Source organism: Escherichia sp. MOD1-EC7011, from assembly GCF_002965005.1.
GTDB classification, from domain to species: domain Bacteria; phylum Pseudomonadota; class Gammaproteobacteria; order Enterobacterales; family Enterobacteriaceae; genus Escherichia; species Escherichia ruysiae.
The window spans coordinates 21,122-35,647 of record NZ_PTRD01000048.1; the positions used below are offsets into that span (position 1 = coordinate 21,122).

The 14,526-nt window shown below is 49.7% G+C and carries 14 protein-coding genes and 2 pseudogenes; 11 read left to right on the top strand and 5 right to left on the bottom strand.

Translation table 11 applies throughout. The annotated features are described in order from the left end of the window. Positions 1–57 precede the first annotated feature (57 nt). The 4 genes from faeF to A7098_RS20975 are packed head-to-tail and all read right to left on the bottom strand — an operon-like array spanning position 58 to position 4,348. A complete protein-coding gene (gene faeF, locus A7098_RS20960) occupies positions 58–549 on the bottom strand; it encodes a F4 (K88) fimbria minor subunit FaeF (protein ID WP_089559543.1) in 492 nt (163 codons plus the stop codon). A gap of 33 nt (positions 550–582) precedes the next feature. Beyond that, a complete protein-coding gene (gene faeE / locus A7098_RS20965; protein WP_089581689.1) occupies positions 583–1,374 on the bottom strand; it encodes a F4 (K88) fimbrial chaperone FaeE in 792 nt (263 codons plus the stop codon). Further along, entirely contained in the window at positions 1,367–3,805 is a 2,439-nt protein-coding gene (gene faeD, locus A7098_RS20970) for a F4 (K88) fimbrial usher FaeD (RefSeq protein ID WP_157903665.1), read from the bottom strand. Before faeD ends, faeE begins: the two co-directional genes overlap by 8 nt. 18 nt (positions 3,806–3,823) lie before the next feature. Beyond that, complete coding sequence (locus A7098_RS20975; protein ID WP_089581707.1) at positions 3,824–4,348, bottom strand: fimbrial protein; 525 nt, start codon at positions 4,346–4,348, stop codon at positions 3,824–3,826. Between the two features lie 749 nt (positions 4,349–5,097). On the opposite strand from A7098_RS20975, the gene A7098_RS24425 reads away from it, so the two are divergent. Then, positions 5,098–5,331 carry a transposase gene (locus A7098_RS24425; protein WP_353653193.1) on the top strand — a complete coding sequence of 78 codons (234 nt, stop codon included), beginning with the start codon at positions 5,098–5,100 and terminating at the stop codon, positions 5,329–5,331. Between the two features lie 1,388 nt (positions 5,332–6,719). Here A7098_RS24425 and repA read toward each other — a convergent pair. Beyond that, positions 6,720–7,751 (bottom strand): plasmid replication initiator RepA, encoded by a 1,032-nt coding sequence (repA, locus tag A7098_RS20995; protein WP_000907867.1) that lies wholly within the window; start codon positions 7,749–7,751, stop codon positions 6,720–6,722. 956 nt (positions 7,752–8,707) lie between these two features. Here repA and A7098_RS24325 point away from each other — a divergent pair. From A7098_RS24325 to pilM, 10 genes and pseudogenes are all read left to right on the top strand, one after another. Next, positions 8,708–8,866: pseudogene (locus A7098_RS24325) on the top strand (ash family protein); the annotation flags it as partial. Positions 8,867–8,903: 37 nt separating this feature from the next. Then, complete coding sequence (locus A7098_RS21015) at positions 8,904–9,191, top strand: conjugal transfer protein TraA (protein ID WP_000074855.1); 288 nt, start codon at positions 8,904–8,906, stop codon at positions 9,189–9,191. A gap of 441 nt (positions 9,192–9,632) precedes the next feature. After that, complete coding sequence (locus A7098_RS21025) at positions 9,633–10,166, top strand: transcription termination/antitermination NusG family protein (protein WP_001306770.1); 534 nt, start codon at positions 9,633–9,635, stop codon at positions 10,164–10,166. A 252-nt stretch (positions 10,167–10,418) separates the two neighbouring features. Then, the gene (locus tag A7098_RS21030) at positions 10,419–11,102 is read left to right on the top strand and encodes a conjugal transfer protein TraC (protein WP_000213859.1); all 684 of its coding nucleotides are present in this window, start codon (positions 10,419–10,421) and stop codon (positions 11,100–11,102) included. Between the two features lie 171 nt (positions 11,103–11,273). Continuing rightward, positions 11,274–11,528, top strand: coding sequence for a PilI type IV pilus biogenesis protein (locus tag A7098_RS21035; RefSeq protein ID WP_001136187.1), 255 nt, complete (start codon positions 11,274–11,276; stop codon positions 11,526–11,528). Continuing rightward, positions 11,525–11,785 carry a hypothetical protein gene (locus A7098_RS21040; RefSeq protein ID WP_000994493.1) on the top strand — a complete coding sequence of 87 codons (261 nt, stop codon included), beginning with the start codon at positions 11,525–11,527 and terminating at the stop codon, positions 11,783–11,785. The genes A7098_RS21035 and A7098_RS21040 overlap by 4 nt, the downstream gene beginning before the upstream one ends. Positions 11,786–11,866: 81 nt before the next feature. After that, positions 11,867–12,049: pseudogene (locus A7098_RS21045) on the top strand (pili assembly chaperone); the annotation flags it as partial. 49 nt (positions 12,050–12,098) lie between these two features. Further along, positions 12,099–12,692, top strand: a complete 594-nt coding sequence (locus A7098_RS24430; RefSeq protein ID WP_001330804.1) for a hypothetical protein — start codon at positions 12,099–12,101, stop codon at positions 12,690–12,692. A gap of 328 nt (positions 12,693–13,020) precedes the next feature. Then, entirely contained in the window at positions 13,021–14,088 is a 1,068-nt protein-coding gene (pilL, locus tag A7098_RS21060) for a type IV pilus biogenesis lipoprotein PilL (RefSeq protein ID WP_001360287.1), read from the top strand. Continuing rightward, positions 14,088–14,525 (top strand): type IV pilus biogenesis protein PilM, encoded by a 438-nt coding sequence (gene pilM, locus A7098_RS21065; RefSeq protein ID WP_000539807.1) that lies wholly within the window; start codon positions 14,088–14,090, stop codon positions 14,523–14,525. The genes pilL and pilM overlap by 1 nt, the downstream gene beginning before the upstream one ends. The last annotated feature ends 1 nt before the right edge of the window (position 14,526 follow it).

Genomic DNA, 14,526 nt, shown 5'->3' on the forward strand with positions numbered 1-14,526 from the left:
ACCAATTACGGCTCTCCAGAGCCGTGAGATACATGTATCTATGCCAAAAATGAATTATCAGCCTTCCACCTGCAGCGCTATCTGCAGATTTCCCCGGTAGCTGACCGGTACTTCCAGCTCTGCTGGCGCATCCGTTCTTAACTCAACCAGCTTCTGTGCCTCCGGTACGGTTATCACCACATCCTCACCCTGCTGTCTGGCGCTGAGTGCCACTTTCTTTCCGTCAACCATCAGGGCTGTCTTCAGAGTGATGTGGGCTTCCCCGTTATCTGGCAGCACCTGCTTCACCGTGATATACGCCAGGCCACCTGATGCCGCCCTGAACTCTGCGTTACGGATGGTCAGGCTGCCGGGAAGAGGCGTCGTGTCTCCACTCCGGTACAGCACCGGGTCTGTCGGTGTACGGGTCACCTTCACCACGCTGTTACCTGACACATGACCGTTCACCACCCCCAGATACTGCGTTTTCTCGCTGTATTCAGCGGACAGTGCTGCCTGAATACTGAGTGCACTCAGGACCAGGGTGGCTGCCGTCATTGTTTTCTTCATTTTTACCCCTCTGTTCCGTGTTCCGGAGGGCGGTTATTTTTTATCTGCCTTATCAGACGGATTAATCGGCGAATCAGATGCCTTCTGCCCGGAAGGAGCCGCAGCCTTTTTCTGGTTAATTGTCCAGGTCTGCAGGCTTCCCCAGTCATTCAGGGAGTCCACTTTCACCACATTTCCCTTCACCTGTACTTCATCACCCGGCATGAACATCAGCAGTTTCTGTGCCGTCTCATTATCCGTGGCAATTTTCTTCCCGTTTCCGTCCAGCAGACTGCCAATCGCAAAAACGTACGGCGTGGTGTTCACCAGCATGGTCCTGCCATTCGGGCGGCTCTGCAGGCTGATGCCCTCTTCTGCCCCCTTGCGACCTTCAAGCAGTGCCTTCGGTCGGTAGAACAGTTTCAGCTTCGTGCGCAGTGCCACCGCAATACCGCTGCCCTCCAGAGCCGGCGGAATATCCTGCAGGTTCAGCCAGTACACCGACTCTTTATCCTTCGGCAGATGATCCGAGGCCATGATGATACGCAGTGTCTGCTGACCCTCCGGCTTCACTTTGAAGAAGGACGGCGTCACCACAAAGGTCGGACGGGTGTCCTTCTCCACGATATTGTCCACCCAGGCCTGACCACCAAAGGTACGAGCCTTGTCATTGTTGGTGACCGTGATGGTCAGCGCATCCTTGTCCCCGCAAAAGATATAGCGGGTCTGGTCTGCCGCCAGGGAAGCCATCGCACTCTGACAGGTCATCATCAGCGCCAGGGACACCCCCAGTGCTTTTGTCACCCGGTTGGTGAAAAACGTCGTTACTGCGTTACGCTTACTCACACGTAATCTCCTGTAGTTTCTCAGTATCCTGCAGTTTTGCCGCAGGTATCCGGCACTGGCCCAGGGTGATATCACCGGGCGCATCCACCATGTTAATCATCAGCACACCATTGTTGGCCACAAAGCCCAGCGGTGTGTTCTTACTGTCACGTGCCCAGGTTCCCCCCGGCACAAACTCACCGTCACGCTGCTTCACCTGCAGCAGGTAACGCTTAATTTTCAGGGCATCAAACGGCATCCACACCACCGCCTTGTCCGTCGGCACCACCTTCTGACTGGTGTTCGTCAGTTCGGCACTCAGCGGCAGTGTGCCCGCATCAATCGTCACCGTGTTCCAGTCATAGCTGTTCAGCGGTACCACCAGGTTGCCGTCACTGTCAGTCTGTCCGTCTCCGGACGTCACCTTCACTCCGGGGGTATCCTTCACGTTCACCACAGCCACGGTGTCCCCGGTCGTGCGGCTGAACATAATGTCTTTAGCCGCCGGAACGGCCAGTACCGAACCGCTGACCGAGACAGAACCACTGGTTCCGCCGGACTGCGAGTGGTTCAGGGCACCATTCAGATAAGCCCGGTCACCACTGTACGACGCGTTCAGATAACTGCTCACACCACCACCGCTGTCACGACCACCGCCCAGGCCATAGCTGAAACGGTCATTCAGCGAGCCGGACACACCGGTGCTGAAGCCTGTGCCACCGTCTTTACTCGTACTCACCGACGTACTGCTGCTGTAGCGACGTTCAAACAGTGTGAACGGTACCGATACTGACGCCGATGCAGACCAGTTGTTTTCCCCCCGGGTGTTCCGTGAACCGGACCAGCCCAGGTTAAGACTGACACCCTTAATCTGTGTGCTCAGGGTGCCGGTAATCCCCGTGTCCTTACCGTTGTCATCGCTGTACCGGTAACTCCCGGTCATGGATGCGGGGTAATAGCTCCGCTGCCAGCCGGACACCGACAGACTGAACAGTCCACCCACCGGCTGACTGACACCGGCATTCCATTCATCCTTCGTCCGGCGACAATGATTTGACTGCGACCACAACTCTGTCGGGTCAAAGGAGGACATGTCCTCATATTCCTCACTCTGCCGTGACCAGCTCACCCGCAGTCCGGTGTTCGTCATCTCCAGTTGTTTACTCCAGGATAGCTGCACCTTATTTCCGCTGCGGCTGCCGTCACGGTATTTTGCCGTGGCATAAGCGCCGTCAGCAGATACCGCCCCCAGATAACTCAGCCCCAGAACAGCCCCGGCGCTGACACCCTGCCAGTCCAGGTTAAACCCCCCCCCGGTGCGCAGCGTCAGCCCGTCCAGACCGTAACCGTATGACGCCGCAAACACACCGCCTTTCAGGTCACTGTCATCGTCAGGCAAACCGGCTGCCACACTGAACTCGTGCTGCCCCGGACTTAACTGCCCGGCCATCACCGATAACGGGAAGTTCTGTACCTGCTCGCGCCCGTCTTCACCGGTGATTTTCATGGTCACATCACCACTGGTGTACAGCGGCACATCCGTGATGGAGAACGGACCCGCCGGCACCATCTCCGAATGCAGCAACCGCCCGTTCTGTGTCAGCGTCACCCTCGACGGCCCGTTCGCAATGCCGCTGAACACCGGGGTATACCCCAGATTGCCCGGCTTCATGCTGTTGTTCCGGCTCAGCGACACGCCGTACGTTCCCGTGCTGCCCAACAGACTGTCCCCGGTGGATGTTTTCCCGACCGCCAGGTCCGCACTCAGTGCACGGATGGCCCGGGTGGCCGTAAACATGTTTATCGTGGTGGAGTTATCACCGCTGTCATCGCCACTGGCCGTGGCAGAAGAACTCACCACCCAGCGCCCGATATTGGCTTTCAGGTCCGCTGAGCCAAAGGCCGAGGTGTTATTACGGCCGGTGTTGGCGTTCGCGTTATAGTTCACGCGAAATGCACTGGTCCCGTAATCCCAGTCCACATTCTCCGGCATCTTCACCAGCCCCTTCTGGGGAATGGACAGCGCCAGACTCTGGGTGGAAACATCAAAATCCACCTTCACTGACGGGGCTTTTGTCAGCACATAGCACTGTCGTGTGGCGTCATATCCCTCACGAAAGTAATCTGCACTGACGTAAATCCCGGCCTTCGTCAGCCATGCCTCTGTCAGACACAGTTCATTACTGTCCTGTGGTGTCACATCCAGTATCTGTTTCCCGGCCTCCTTCCCGTTCAGGGACAGGTCAACCAGATAACGCCCCGGCGCATAGCTGCCGTTCAGGGCTGCCCAGACTTCCGGATTAACCCCGGCCCCCCCCTGGATAAAGGACATATCCAGTTTTTCACCTGCAATACCTGTGGCACTGGCAAAAGCAACTGATACGGCAAGCGCGTATACAGTCCGGAAAAATACGAACAGAATTGATTCAGCGGCTACCTTATACCCTTGCACACACAATCCTTTTCTCAGTTACTGATACGTCACCACAAAGGTCAGTGCCCCCGAGTATTCCCCCGCCTTCACATTCGCCGGAAACACCGGCTGCGCACGAAAACGGAACTGCCCCTTAGCAGCAAACTCCACCGGGTAATTCACCGAATGACTGTCCTGAGTCAGACGTCCGCGATAATCAGCCTGTGTATCCACTGCCCGCACATCCACGCGAATACCCTCACCAGCACCGCGGGTGACCACGCCCCCTGCGTCCAGCTGCCCCGGGTTACCAAAATCCAGGGTGGCGACCTGCCCGGCCTTAAAGGCAGAGCAGCCCTGAACCGTGGCGCCGGACTCATACAGACGCACAGTGAAGTCACGCGGTGGTACGGATGCTCCCGTGGACTTGCGGTAAGTCCCGAATGTCAGCCGGTCACTGTTACCGGAACTGTCCGCATCCACCACCACATGACAGGCCGAAGCCACAACATCCATAGAAAATATTGTTTTTTGTCTCCCTTCCGCCGTTTCTGTCAAAGCCAGGAGCCATGTACAGGCAATAAAGAAGAAACAAATAAAACGCAAAAAAAAAAAATAAAACACCTCCAGGGGGGGGGAATCATTTCATTCTTGCGGCGAATATCTCCCCCTCCAGCAGAAAAACAAAATTATAAAACATTATTTAAAATTAATTTCTTTAAAAACATACAGTTAAGAAAACCCACAAAAATGCATTACACAAAAATAAATTTGCGCATATATAAGCACTAGCCAACATTAATGCGCGTTGCTTCTGCAAAAAAAACATCCTGAACACCATGCATATCAGGATGAAACTGGTTTGCGATATAACAACAGCTAATATCAGATAATGGGAAGGGATAAGATCATAGAGAGGCGCACCAGCCATATTCCGAATAAGGAGAAAACACCAGCAGTAATACATGCAACAAAGCAGGCGGACGAAAAATCTCGTCTTAATACAGAAGGTAATATTGTACCGTCATGAATACCTCATTCGCATAGCTAAACTGGAAAGGCCCCTCTGAACAGGCAGAGAAACGGGTGAACAGCGCCCCGGCAGCGTGGCTCATGAACTTACCGGATCTGCAGGTAAAAAAATATCCGGATCAACACCTTCGCCACTTCCAGTGTATCCAGCAGGAGGATATGTTTACAGATTACGATCGGCAGTTCAGTGCTTAACGTGAAGGAGAATCGCTGACGAAAATCCACGATGTGTACATCCGTAGCAAAAGTGCAACAACGGGAAAATAAAATATATCAATGATACCGTACAGCATTGTGAAATTCGCGGGTTACCAGAACCAGAACAACTGACTATCAGGCAGGTGTGGCTCAAACCATTACTGGCTTCGCTACATGCGAGGATAGAGAAAAATGCCACACAGTCGAGTAAATTCAGACTGGAAAAAGTGTTCAGCTATGTTCTGAATCAGAGGGGCGCACTCAGTTATTACAGTGAGGTCGATCTGGCAGAGACGGATAATAACCATACGGAAAGAGACCTGCGTGCTGTCTGAACGGTGTTGCACAGAAAGCGTATCAGCACCATGTTCTGAGAGTTCTACCAGACAGACTCACCAACCGGGTTGATAAACTCAGTCATAGCACTCATCCACAAATACTGTATCCGGTTAACACGTACGAACTATTTATTACTAATGTGGCTGAGAGCTACAGTTGGATACTTATGCTCGAAAATCAGGAGGGTAAATAGATGATATTTTATGTCCATCAATCAGCGGAAGCGTTCAGGAAGGAGTGATACAGTAAAGAAACCCCATGATTCCAGCATGGGGATAGTTGCCGGAAACCTGACCAGTTTGAACAGACCGAGCATTGTCAGATTTCCGGCGTTGGATTACAGGCAATTCCAGCTTTCAGACCCAGCTAAGTGGGTACCTGCATATACGAAAATAAACAGATAAATATATCTGTTTATTAAACAAGAATACAGGTTATATGATTTTCTATCTATACTGATGGAAATATCATCAGTATTAACAAAACCGAATTATCCAGAAGGGTATTTTCCTTTTATCAGATGAGCACAATGCACTGTATGCCGTGTAAACGGCATGGAAGGCGGTACGCTGTGGTTACATGTGACACCGGAGTAAAACCGCCGAAGCCCGGCGTAAGCCGGTACTGATTGATAGATTTCACCTTACCCATCCCCAGCCCTGCTAAGCCATACCCGCTTTCAGCCATGAGAGAGCTTCTGTGCGCGGTCGGAGTGGTCCCGACGAGGGTTTACCCGAAGTCGGGGCGTATCTCCGCGTTAGCGGGCCGTGAGGGCCGCTTACGAGCGTGTACTGAGGACTTTCAGCCAGAACACTAACAGCCATGATGGAATATAGTTACAACATTCATAATTAAAAGCGATGTTGTTCCCGCCCTTCGGGCGGGGGCGGCCTCGCTTTTCAGTTATGAGGGGTGGGCACGGTGCTGCGTTTGTGTGGTGTTTTTATTCCTGATTTTTTTTTGTTGTGGTTCCAGAACGGTGAGGTTCGGGGCCCGCGCGTCAGCGTGGGAGGTGCTTTTAGATTCTGAGCGGCGCGGCCTTGGCCGCTGCAAGCGAAGGCCTCTTTGTGTTTGTTCACAGTGGTTTCAGAGATAAAGACTTTCCCTGCGGCGAAGCAACGCAGGGGATTAAATGATGGGGTTAAGAATATATTGCAGGTTTGCTGTTTCAGGTTTGCAGTTTCTTAAAGTTCTTTGTTTGCGGATTTATGTGGATAACTGAAACGACGTGGCCACGTTCTGATGACTGATGCGTGGTTTTATGGGCATATATGCCCCTCTGAGGGGATTTAAGGTGACTACTACGGATTTTGGGCTGAGCGATACCTGCGCCGAAAGCCCCGAAGGGGCTGGCGATGATTCAGTGCTGAAGGAATGGTGCTGTCTAGTGCGGCGGTGGCGCAGCCAGCGTCAGTTCAAGCTGACGCAACTCCCTGATGGCCAGTCGCTTCAGATGGTCATCGGAACAAAAATAGGCTTCATCCGGCGGCAGACGCTTCCTGAGATACTCTGCCATCTCATGAATCTGCTGGTCGGCAGGCAGTTTCTTCAGGCGTCTGGCGCGCTTACTGGCTGCCGCTTTTGCACGACGGTGTTTCAGTGCATCCTGGCTGCGCTGCAGATACCAGCGTTTTCTGGCCGCATGTACGGAGATATCTTCATCCTCACGCAGAACACCTTCCCGAATGAGCTGCTGGCGGATTTCACTTTCACGCAGTCGTTTCTGCTGCTGTTCGTGAAGTTTTACCATGTCGACACCCAGCATCTGCCAGCCTGCCGGTGTTATCCAGACGTAACGTGGCAGACGCTGGCGGGTTTCACGGTCCCACAGGGTTTCCTCTGAAACACCCAGCACACCAAAACGTACCTGTTCGGCCAGCAAACGGGAAAGGCGGGAGACCGTCACTTCCAGTTCCGGAATAACCTTCCCCTTGCTGTCTTTCGGGCTGATTTCTCTGGCCAGACGGGAAACACTCATGCCTACGGTATGTGTGCCCGCATCACTGAAGCTGACCAGAACCGGCCAGATGGCATCGAGGAGGCGTTGTTTTTCCGGACGGAAAGCATATTTGCGACCGGCATACGTTCGTTTCTGCACGTAAAAAGGATGCAGAGACATGTGCATGCGCAGGCTCTGCTCGCCGGTCACCGGGTCCTTTTTCACCAGACGGTTGTAGGCGTGCCCGAGCTGCCCGCTCAGCGCCTTATAGCGCTCAGGACGATACCAGGACGGATTTTCGCATTTGGGTTTGGTGGAGTGCTCACCGCGACGGCGCTTCGTGCGCTTCCTTTCCGGTTCAACCAGGAAAGTGGTCGCCCTTCCCGCTTCATAGTCTTCCCAGAAACGGATCTGCTCTTCGGGTGCTAACTGACTCCAGTGTACTGCGTTATATGGAGTATTCTTCAGACCTGCCACAAGCTGTCGCTTATGGCGGAGCGATTGTGCCGTGTATTTATACACTGCACAGGGTTGAATCTCTGGTACGGTTTCATTATACTTTACCCGTATTCTGTGAGGCCCCCACTATCTTTCTGCGTCCCGCCAAGTTCGTCGAAAGATTGTGGGGGTTTTCCTTTTATGGCTTCCGGAACATCTTCAGTCTTCTGACTTACTGTCCATACATGCCATCTCTCCTGAATGCCTTATGGCGCATTCTGCCGTCCGGCTTTCGCCGCTTGCTCCACAGAGTGCCACCCTCTGCACAGCTAATAACAGCCGAAATATACCCGCTTTACGTTAATTTGAAAAGCATTACAACGATCTCTTCTCTTCCAGTGCCTCCTCACTGATACCTCTAATGAGTTAATCTTGACCTGCGTCAAAAAAAACAAAATCTATTTTTAAAAGCAGATTTTTCTGCTTTAGATCCTTCTTTTGGATTAAAAGATCGACTTTTGTCCTACTCACGATCATTTATCTTACAACCGATCCACCCAACAGAATAATATTCTGTTTTAAGGCAATTAAACGATCTAAAAAACCTTTAAAAAATCATTTTGTAGATCATTCGATCGTAAATAGAATAATTCTTAGATAATAAAACCATTTGTTACACAGCCCGCCAATTGTGTAACAACAGCCTCTACAAGAGCATATTTGTTCATATGTTCGTCAGAACTGCGGATTGTCTGGACGAGGGTCAGACACCGTTTCGTGCATATGGACCAGCATGTTCGAACGCCACAAAGCAGAAGCATCATGCCTGGATCGCTTCGGCGCGGAGCGTTAAGTTTTGACGCTTTTTTGTATATTTTTTAAGCTGTTAGTTGACTCGGTAAGTTATACTAAGTACCCTTTACTGGTCACAGGCAAAACTGTGATCGGGCGTAGGAACCCGCGTAGTCATCGTCGGCGCAGAAGTTAATTTCTTCATTTGGCGTCGTTTTTTGCCATACCATAAAGACAGGAATTCGTATTTCTTGTCGTCTTCTATGGTAGCTCAGGCGGGGCAGGCATTAGCCTGGCCGGTTTCCGATGACGCCGGTATTCCTACCCCCGTCTGGGCTATCACCAATGAGCGTAGGAACTCGGTGATAGCGTTTTTAGTTGTCATCGGAGACCTTTGCTATGTCACCTCAAATGATACAGAAACTACCGGCCATCACTCTGTTGGAAGGCATGTTTCCCGAGCTATCAACAAACCAGCTTAAAGTCTGCGTTTTTTACGCAATGGGTGTTCCTTACGACGCCATTGCTCAGAACTGTCGGCTTTCTCCCGAAACGGTACGAACCTACCTGAAGCGAAGCCTGAAGAATTTAAATCTGGAAGGATATGATGCACTTCGCTCTGCTGTGCTGATGCGAACTTTCGTTTTCATGATTAGCAATACAGCTAAAGAAAACGAAAAAATGTGAACAGGTGTCCCCATTAAAGGGGACACTTTCATGGAAATTGCATTTTGCACTTTACAGGCGATCCCAAATTGATAAACATAAACACCAAGCACAAGTTACTTTAATAAAGCAAATCACTTCAGACGGTGTCCCAGTTATTTGTATCTGGCTCATGCCCGATATATGGCGATCTTACTCTGAACTGACGTGCTGATGTTTTATTTCGCGTATCACAATACTGTGCCACTGTATTGCTGATATTAGTGCTTAGCCGTTCTTTATCTGTGAGTTCGCCAAATCACCGATACAGAACGTACTAGAGTCTGCTGGTTATATGCCTGTCAGAACTGCAGTTTATCCAGATATGGGCTGGACACTGCTTCAGACATATGATTTAGCATATTCGCCTGACATCGCAAAATCGTCCATCATGGATCGGTTTTGCGCGGAGCGTTGAACTTCGTGAATATAGAACACCTGAATAACCGGAACTGGTATCTTGCGCAATATAATACAGCCGGCAAAAACAGAGAATCTTTATTCTCATGGCTGAATGAGCAAAACGTCGTACCATGGACTCCATTAATAACAAGAAAGATAAGACGGGCAGACTCCAGGCGCTGTTACCGTGAAAGAATATTCGCTATTTTTCCAGGGTACTTTTTTATTCTGGCTAATTTTGACATTCAACCAGTATCGGCATTACGTCGCCATAGCGCCTTCATTGATTTCGTGAAGTTTGGCGGTGAAATAAAACCCGTCAATAAAGATATTGTTGATGGATTAATGAAGATTTACCCGGACCCTGTGCTAAATCCGGGAGCCAGGGAAGAGCTGAATGCGGCTTCCAGCATATGGCTGACAAAAGCACAATATCAGTATCTCCTCAGAATGGAAAATACTCTCCAGCCTGAGTCGAGGATATCCCTGCTCCTGGAACTGGTATCAAATGCCGAACATCACGGCTTTATGGAGCGCCTTGTAAACATCCCATAGCCAGTATTTCCCGGCCTTCGGGCCGGGCTTTTTTCAATTCAGAGAATATTCTGGAGTGAAGCCTGCACGAAGCCATCCCCACCATGGACTCCCCCTGTCTTTTGATGGAATCGTGTATTTCTTAATGGCGAAAGAAATAAAAGGCTTCACCCCAGAGTATTGATTCGTTTTATCAAAGGCCGGCCCGTGCCATCACGTGTGGCGGAGAGAGCGGATACCGGTCTTCTTTTCATCTCACAGTAGGACATTCGCATGACCACGACAGAACATCCCGTGCGCCAGTTGCTCTGGTGTGCACTGAATGCCCTGAAAACGGCACAGGAAAACCACAATATAACCAGTGAAACCGGATTACGGCATTACCTGCTTGAATGGCTTTCTGGTGCCAGCAGACATCCTGAGTTCCGTAGTCTCCCTGGCGAAATCATGGCGTTAAAAGCATTGACCGAAAAAGATCGCAATATTCCCATCATCGGAACGCTGAATACGCTCTTTCTCAGCTCTGCCACTGTCGGGGAATGTCCGTTGTTTCGTTTTCGGGCTGCACTGGGTAAATTACAGAAAGCAGGCTGGCGCACATATGTCTGCCCATGGCCTGAGAGGGTGTTCAATGAATCCATTGAACGGGCCTGTTCCGGGAAACGTCATCTGCTACAACTAAGTCGCACCGAAGAGTGTTTTCTACCGACAGGCGATATGAGGGCACCAGTTACGTTGCAGCTGATCACTCCACTACACCGCAAAACTATGCAGCTTCTGGAAACGGCAGAGTTAATATTCTCCGACGAAGGATTTCAGGTGGTGAGAGGATACGAACATCAATTCGGGATCGAACGCAGAGAAACCCTCTTTCACACCCTATTTATCGGGCTGCCCAGCCTGCCAGAAGATGTCTGGGGTGCAACACAGGAGCAGACGACTATCACATTACACTGAGGATGTGTAATCCCCGACATACCCCGTTTCCAGTCTTCGCAGCCTGTACCGCCCTTCCTGCCGTTTCCGACATTCTTTCTGTCACTACTCGCTTGTGCCGTTTTTTCGCAACCGGTACGTGCAGTTATGACGGTACAGCTGCTTCTTTTCCCGTTCCGGAAGGAGTCTTTGATGCCACAGCAACATCCCGGACGACTGCAAATACTGGTCGTCGACGCACACTGCAAACGCAGGCTGTTTTCAACGAAAACACCGACAGACCCCGATGAGCTTGCCCGACGTTTCTGCACGCCGGATAACTGTCTCGTGGTGGTACTACGCGACAACCGATTTCTGTTCCGACTGGAGCGTGCTCCCGGCAGCCACTGCCGCTGGCACAAGGGCAGCAGCTCCCGCCATCAGCATCTACAGGACTGGCTATCATGAACGCAACCGAAGCAAAATGTTTATTCTTTTCCTGTGCCGGAGTGCTCATCCTTCTGGCGTACTGCATCCAGTTATTAGACGATGCTCGCTGGAAACAATACAGACAAGAACACCAGTGCACCGTGACGGACTCCCGTGAATCTGAACCCGGTTTAATATTCACCCGTCCTGCCCAGGAGGCCTGGACATGCAACGATGGCTCTGTCCACTGGAAAAAACTCGACCCTAACCGTGATGGACTTCTGTACGGAGAATAATCAATGACCAAAATAATTGTTTATTATGTTGTCCTAATCACAATTTTCTGTGTGGGGATATTTACTGCAATACAGTACCTGATTTCAAGAGAAACAACAGATGACGAATCTGACATTAATACCCTGTACCTTGATTCATTTAAAAGTAAAAACAACTGCAAATCATTTGAAACCAATCCAAATTTACTGGATAAAAATGGTAAGCCTGTGGAAATAATGGTGTGTGATGATCAGGAACTGCATTTTTTTGTTCCAAAGAATTAAACAGTTAATCCTCCTTAGTCTGTTATTTTAGTCGCCTGCCTCAGCCAACATGAAAAATAATAACGCGCCATTATATCTCTGGTTGCTTTGGTGTACGCTTTGTCTGTACATCACTACCCCATGGCAATACTTACGTTATCCATACACTGACAACTTATCATTGCCTTATATGTTATATTTCTGTGTGGTGGTTGTGATTTGCATTTTCCCACTACTTTTCAGATGTGTACTTCTTATTGTAAGGTCTGCATCTAAATACGACTTCACATTCTTTGTGAAGAAGAAAAAGGGAAGCAAGAAATCAACTATACATCTTAGCCCCTATGCTGACACACGTTGCCCGAAGTCAATGAGGAAACACTGGGATGTATTGCTTTCTCTGATATCAAAAGCAATTAATAATGATGAAATCATTGTCATGCATTCACATCTCTTTACTCCAGCAAGAATAAATAAACTTATAAAGAGACTGGAATCTTATGATTTGAGTTTTTCAGTTATTACATACCCACGGAAAACAAGTCTGTACGAAAAATTATCAATTCCTTTTATATATCTCTTGTTTCAGTGGTCTTTCCCGCATTTGCATTCGGACGGAATGACAGTCGTCATTCGTCCTCTCCAGACCCACCACACCAATTAAAAAATACATTTAGATATAAAAAGAATGCTCATAAACAGGATTTTTATTTTCACAAAAAATCCCAAAACACTGGCTTAATTGGCTATCCACAACCTCACCTTTAAAATAACATGCAACATTAAAATTCAAAAGATAGAATAATGAAAATACTAATCAACAATATTAAAGACCCAAGCAGACTTCTGAATGCGACTAAAACGGGACATTCAGGAGTAATTCTCTCAATACCGGTATACATTACCCATCCAATTGCACATAAAATAATGAACCCTTACTTAAAGTCCGCATTAACTAACAAACACGTATATACGAACACGGAGTCTCCGTTATGAAAAAAAACTATCTGACACTTATACTGCCGTCATTATTGTCCGGCTGTGCCGGAATTTCCGGCGGCAATAACGTGGCACCATCAGATACGCCTGCTCTGGTTTTTGTTGACGGACAAATCAGTGAGAGTGCTGGCGTCCTGGCACTTACGCAACAACGACTTTCTCCACCTAAAATAACTCCGCCCCCGAGAGTCAGCGTGCCAGAGACAGTAAAAACAGCACAGCCAGTAAGCGAATCCCGACCGTTACCTTCACCAACAATAAGTCAGAATTTCTCCCGGTTAATCATTACAGGCAAGCCTGGTAGCACCCCTGTAACACTATCGCCGACGGCCCGTAACCGGACCGTCAGTCAGTGGATAAAAACATTACTACCGGAAGGATGGAAATTCAGACAAGAGAATGCAGCCACGCCCAAACTGAATACCAAACTGGTTTCATGGTCTGCCAATGATCAGTGGACCCGTTCTCTGAACCGGTTGCTGGAAGAACAACACCTCTGGGGCCATCTGGACTGGGATAATAAAACGTTGACCGTCACAACATCGGCTGCTGCACCGGCACAGGACACGGCAACCACTATCTCGCCAGCAGCCATGGTAACCACATCCACTTCCCCGGAGTCTTCAACGACAGCAAATAGCCAGAACAAACCACGAAACCCATTCAGGGGAAACAGCGTATCTCCGTCTACGCCCGCAGCAATCCCGACTCCGACCGGCTCTACAGTCAAGTCTATCCCACTCATGACCGGGACACCTGTCAAACCGGTATCTCAGGGTAAAGAGTGGCGTGCGCCGGCAGGCACTACATTAAGGGAAAACATTATTAAGTGGGCAGAAGAAACAAAATGCGAAAGCATGGCATCAACGCACTGGATGGTCATATGGCCACTTTCTGTAACCGATTACCGTCTTGATGCGCCTTTGATGTTCCGGGGATCATTTGAATCAGCCATGGAGCAGGTATTTGAGTTATATCGGACTGCGCAAAAACCTTTATACGCACAGGCTTCTCGCATGCAGTGCATCATTACAGTTTCTGATACAAGGGATGGTCGCTAATGGGATGGCTGGTCATGGCCGTCGGCCTGACCATTCTGATTATCACTGGTAGCTACCAGAATCAGAAGATGTCTGAAACCACAAACGCCCAGCAATATGCAAGTGCGTCTGTATGGGCAAGTCAGATACTAATGATTGCTAATAGAATCAATGATATCAGATACGTATCAGGCCAGCAGGACGGAGTAATTTCCTCAGATAAACTGGCTCTCCCTGTCACTCCGGACTCCCGAATTAAACATCAGTTACAACAGGGGCGTCTGTGGGTATGGATGCCTGAACAACCAGGACTTGTTGAAACTTTGCGTTCAAAAAGTCGTGGTTCTGCACTAATAGGGATCTTCCAAAACGGGCAACTCACCTGGCTATCAGGAACTGCAACCGGTCTGACACCCCCGGCAGGCATTACTGCTGGTTCTGTCGTCTACGTTAACTAAT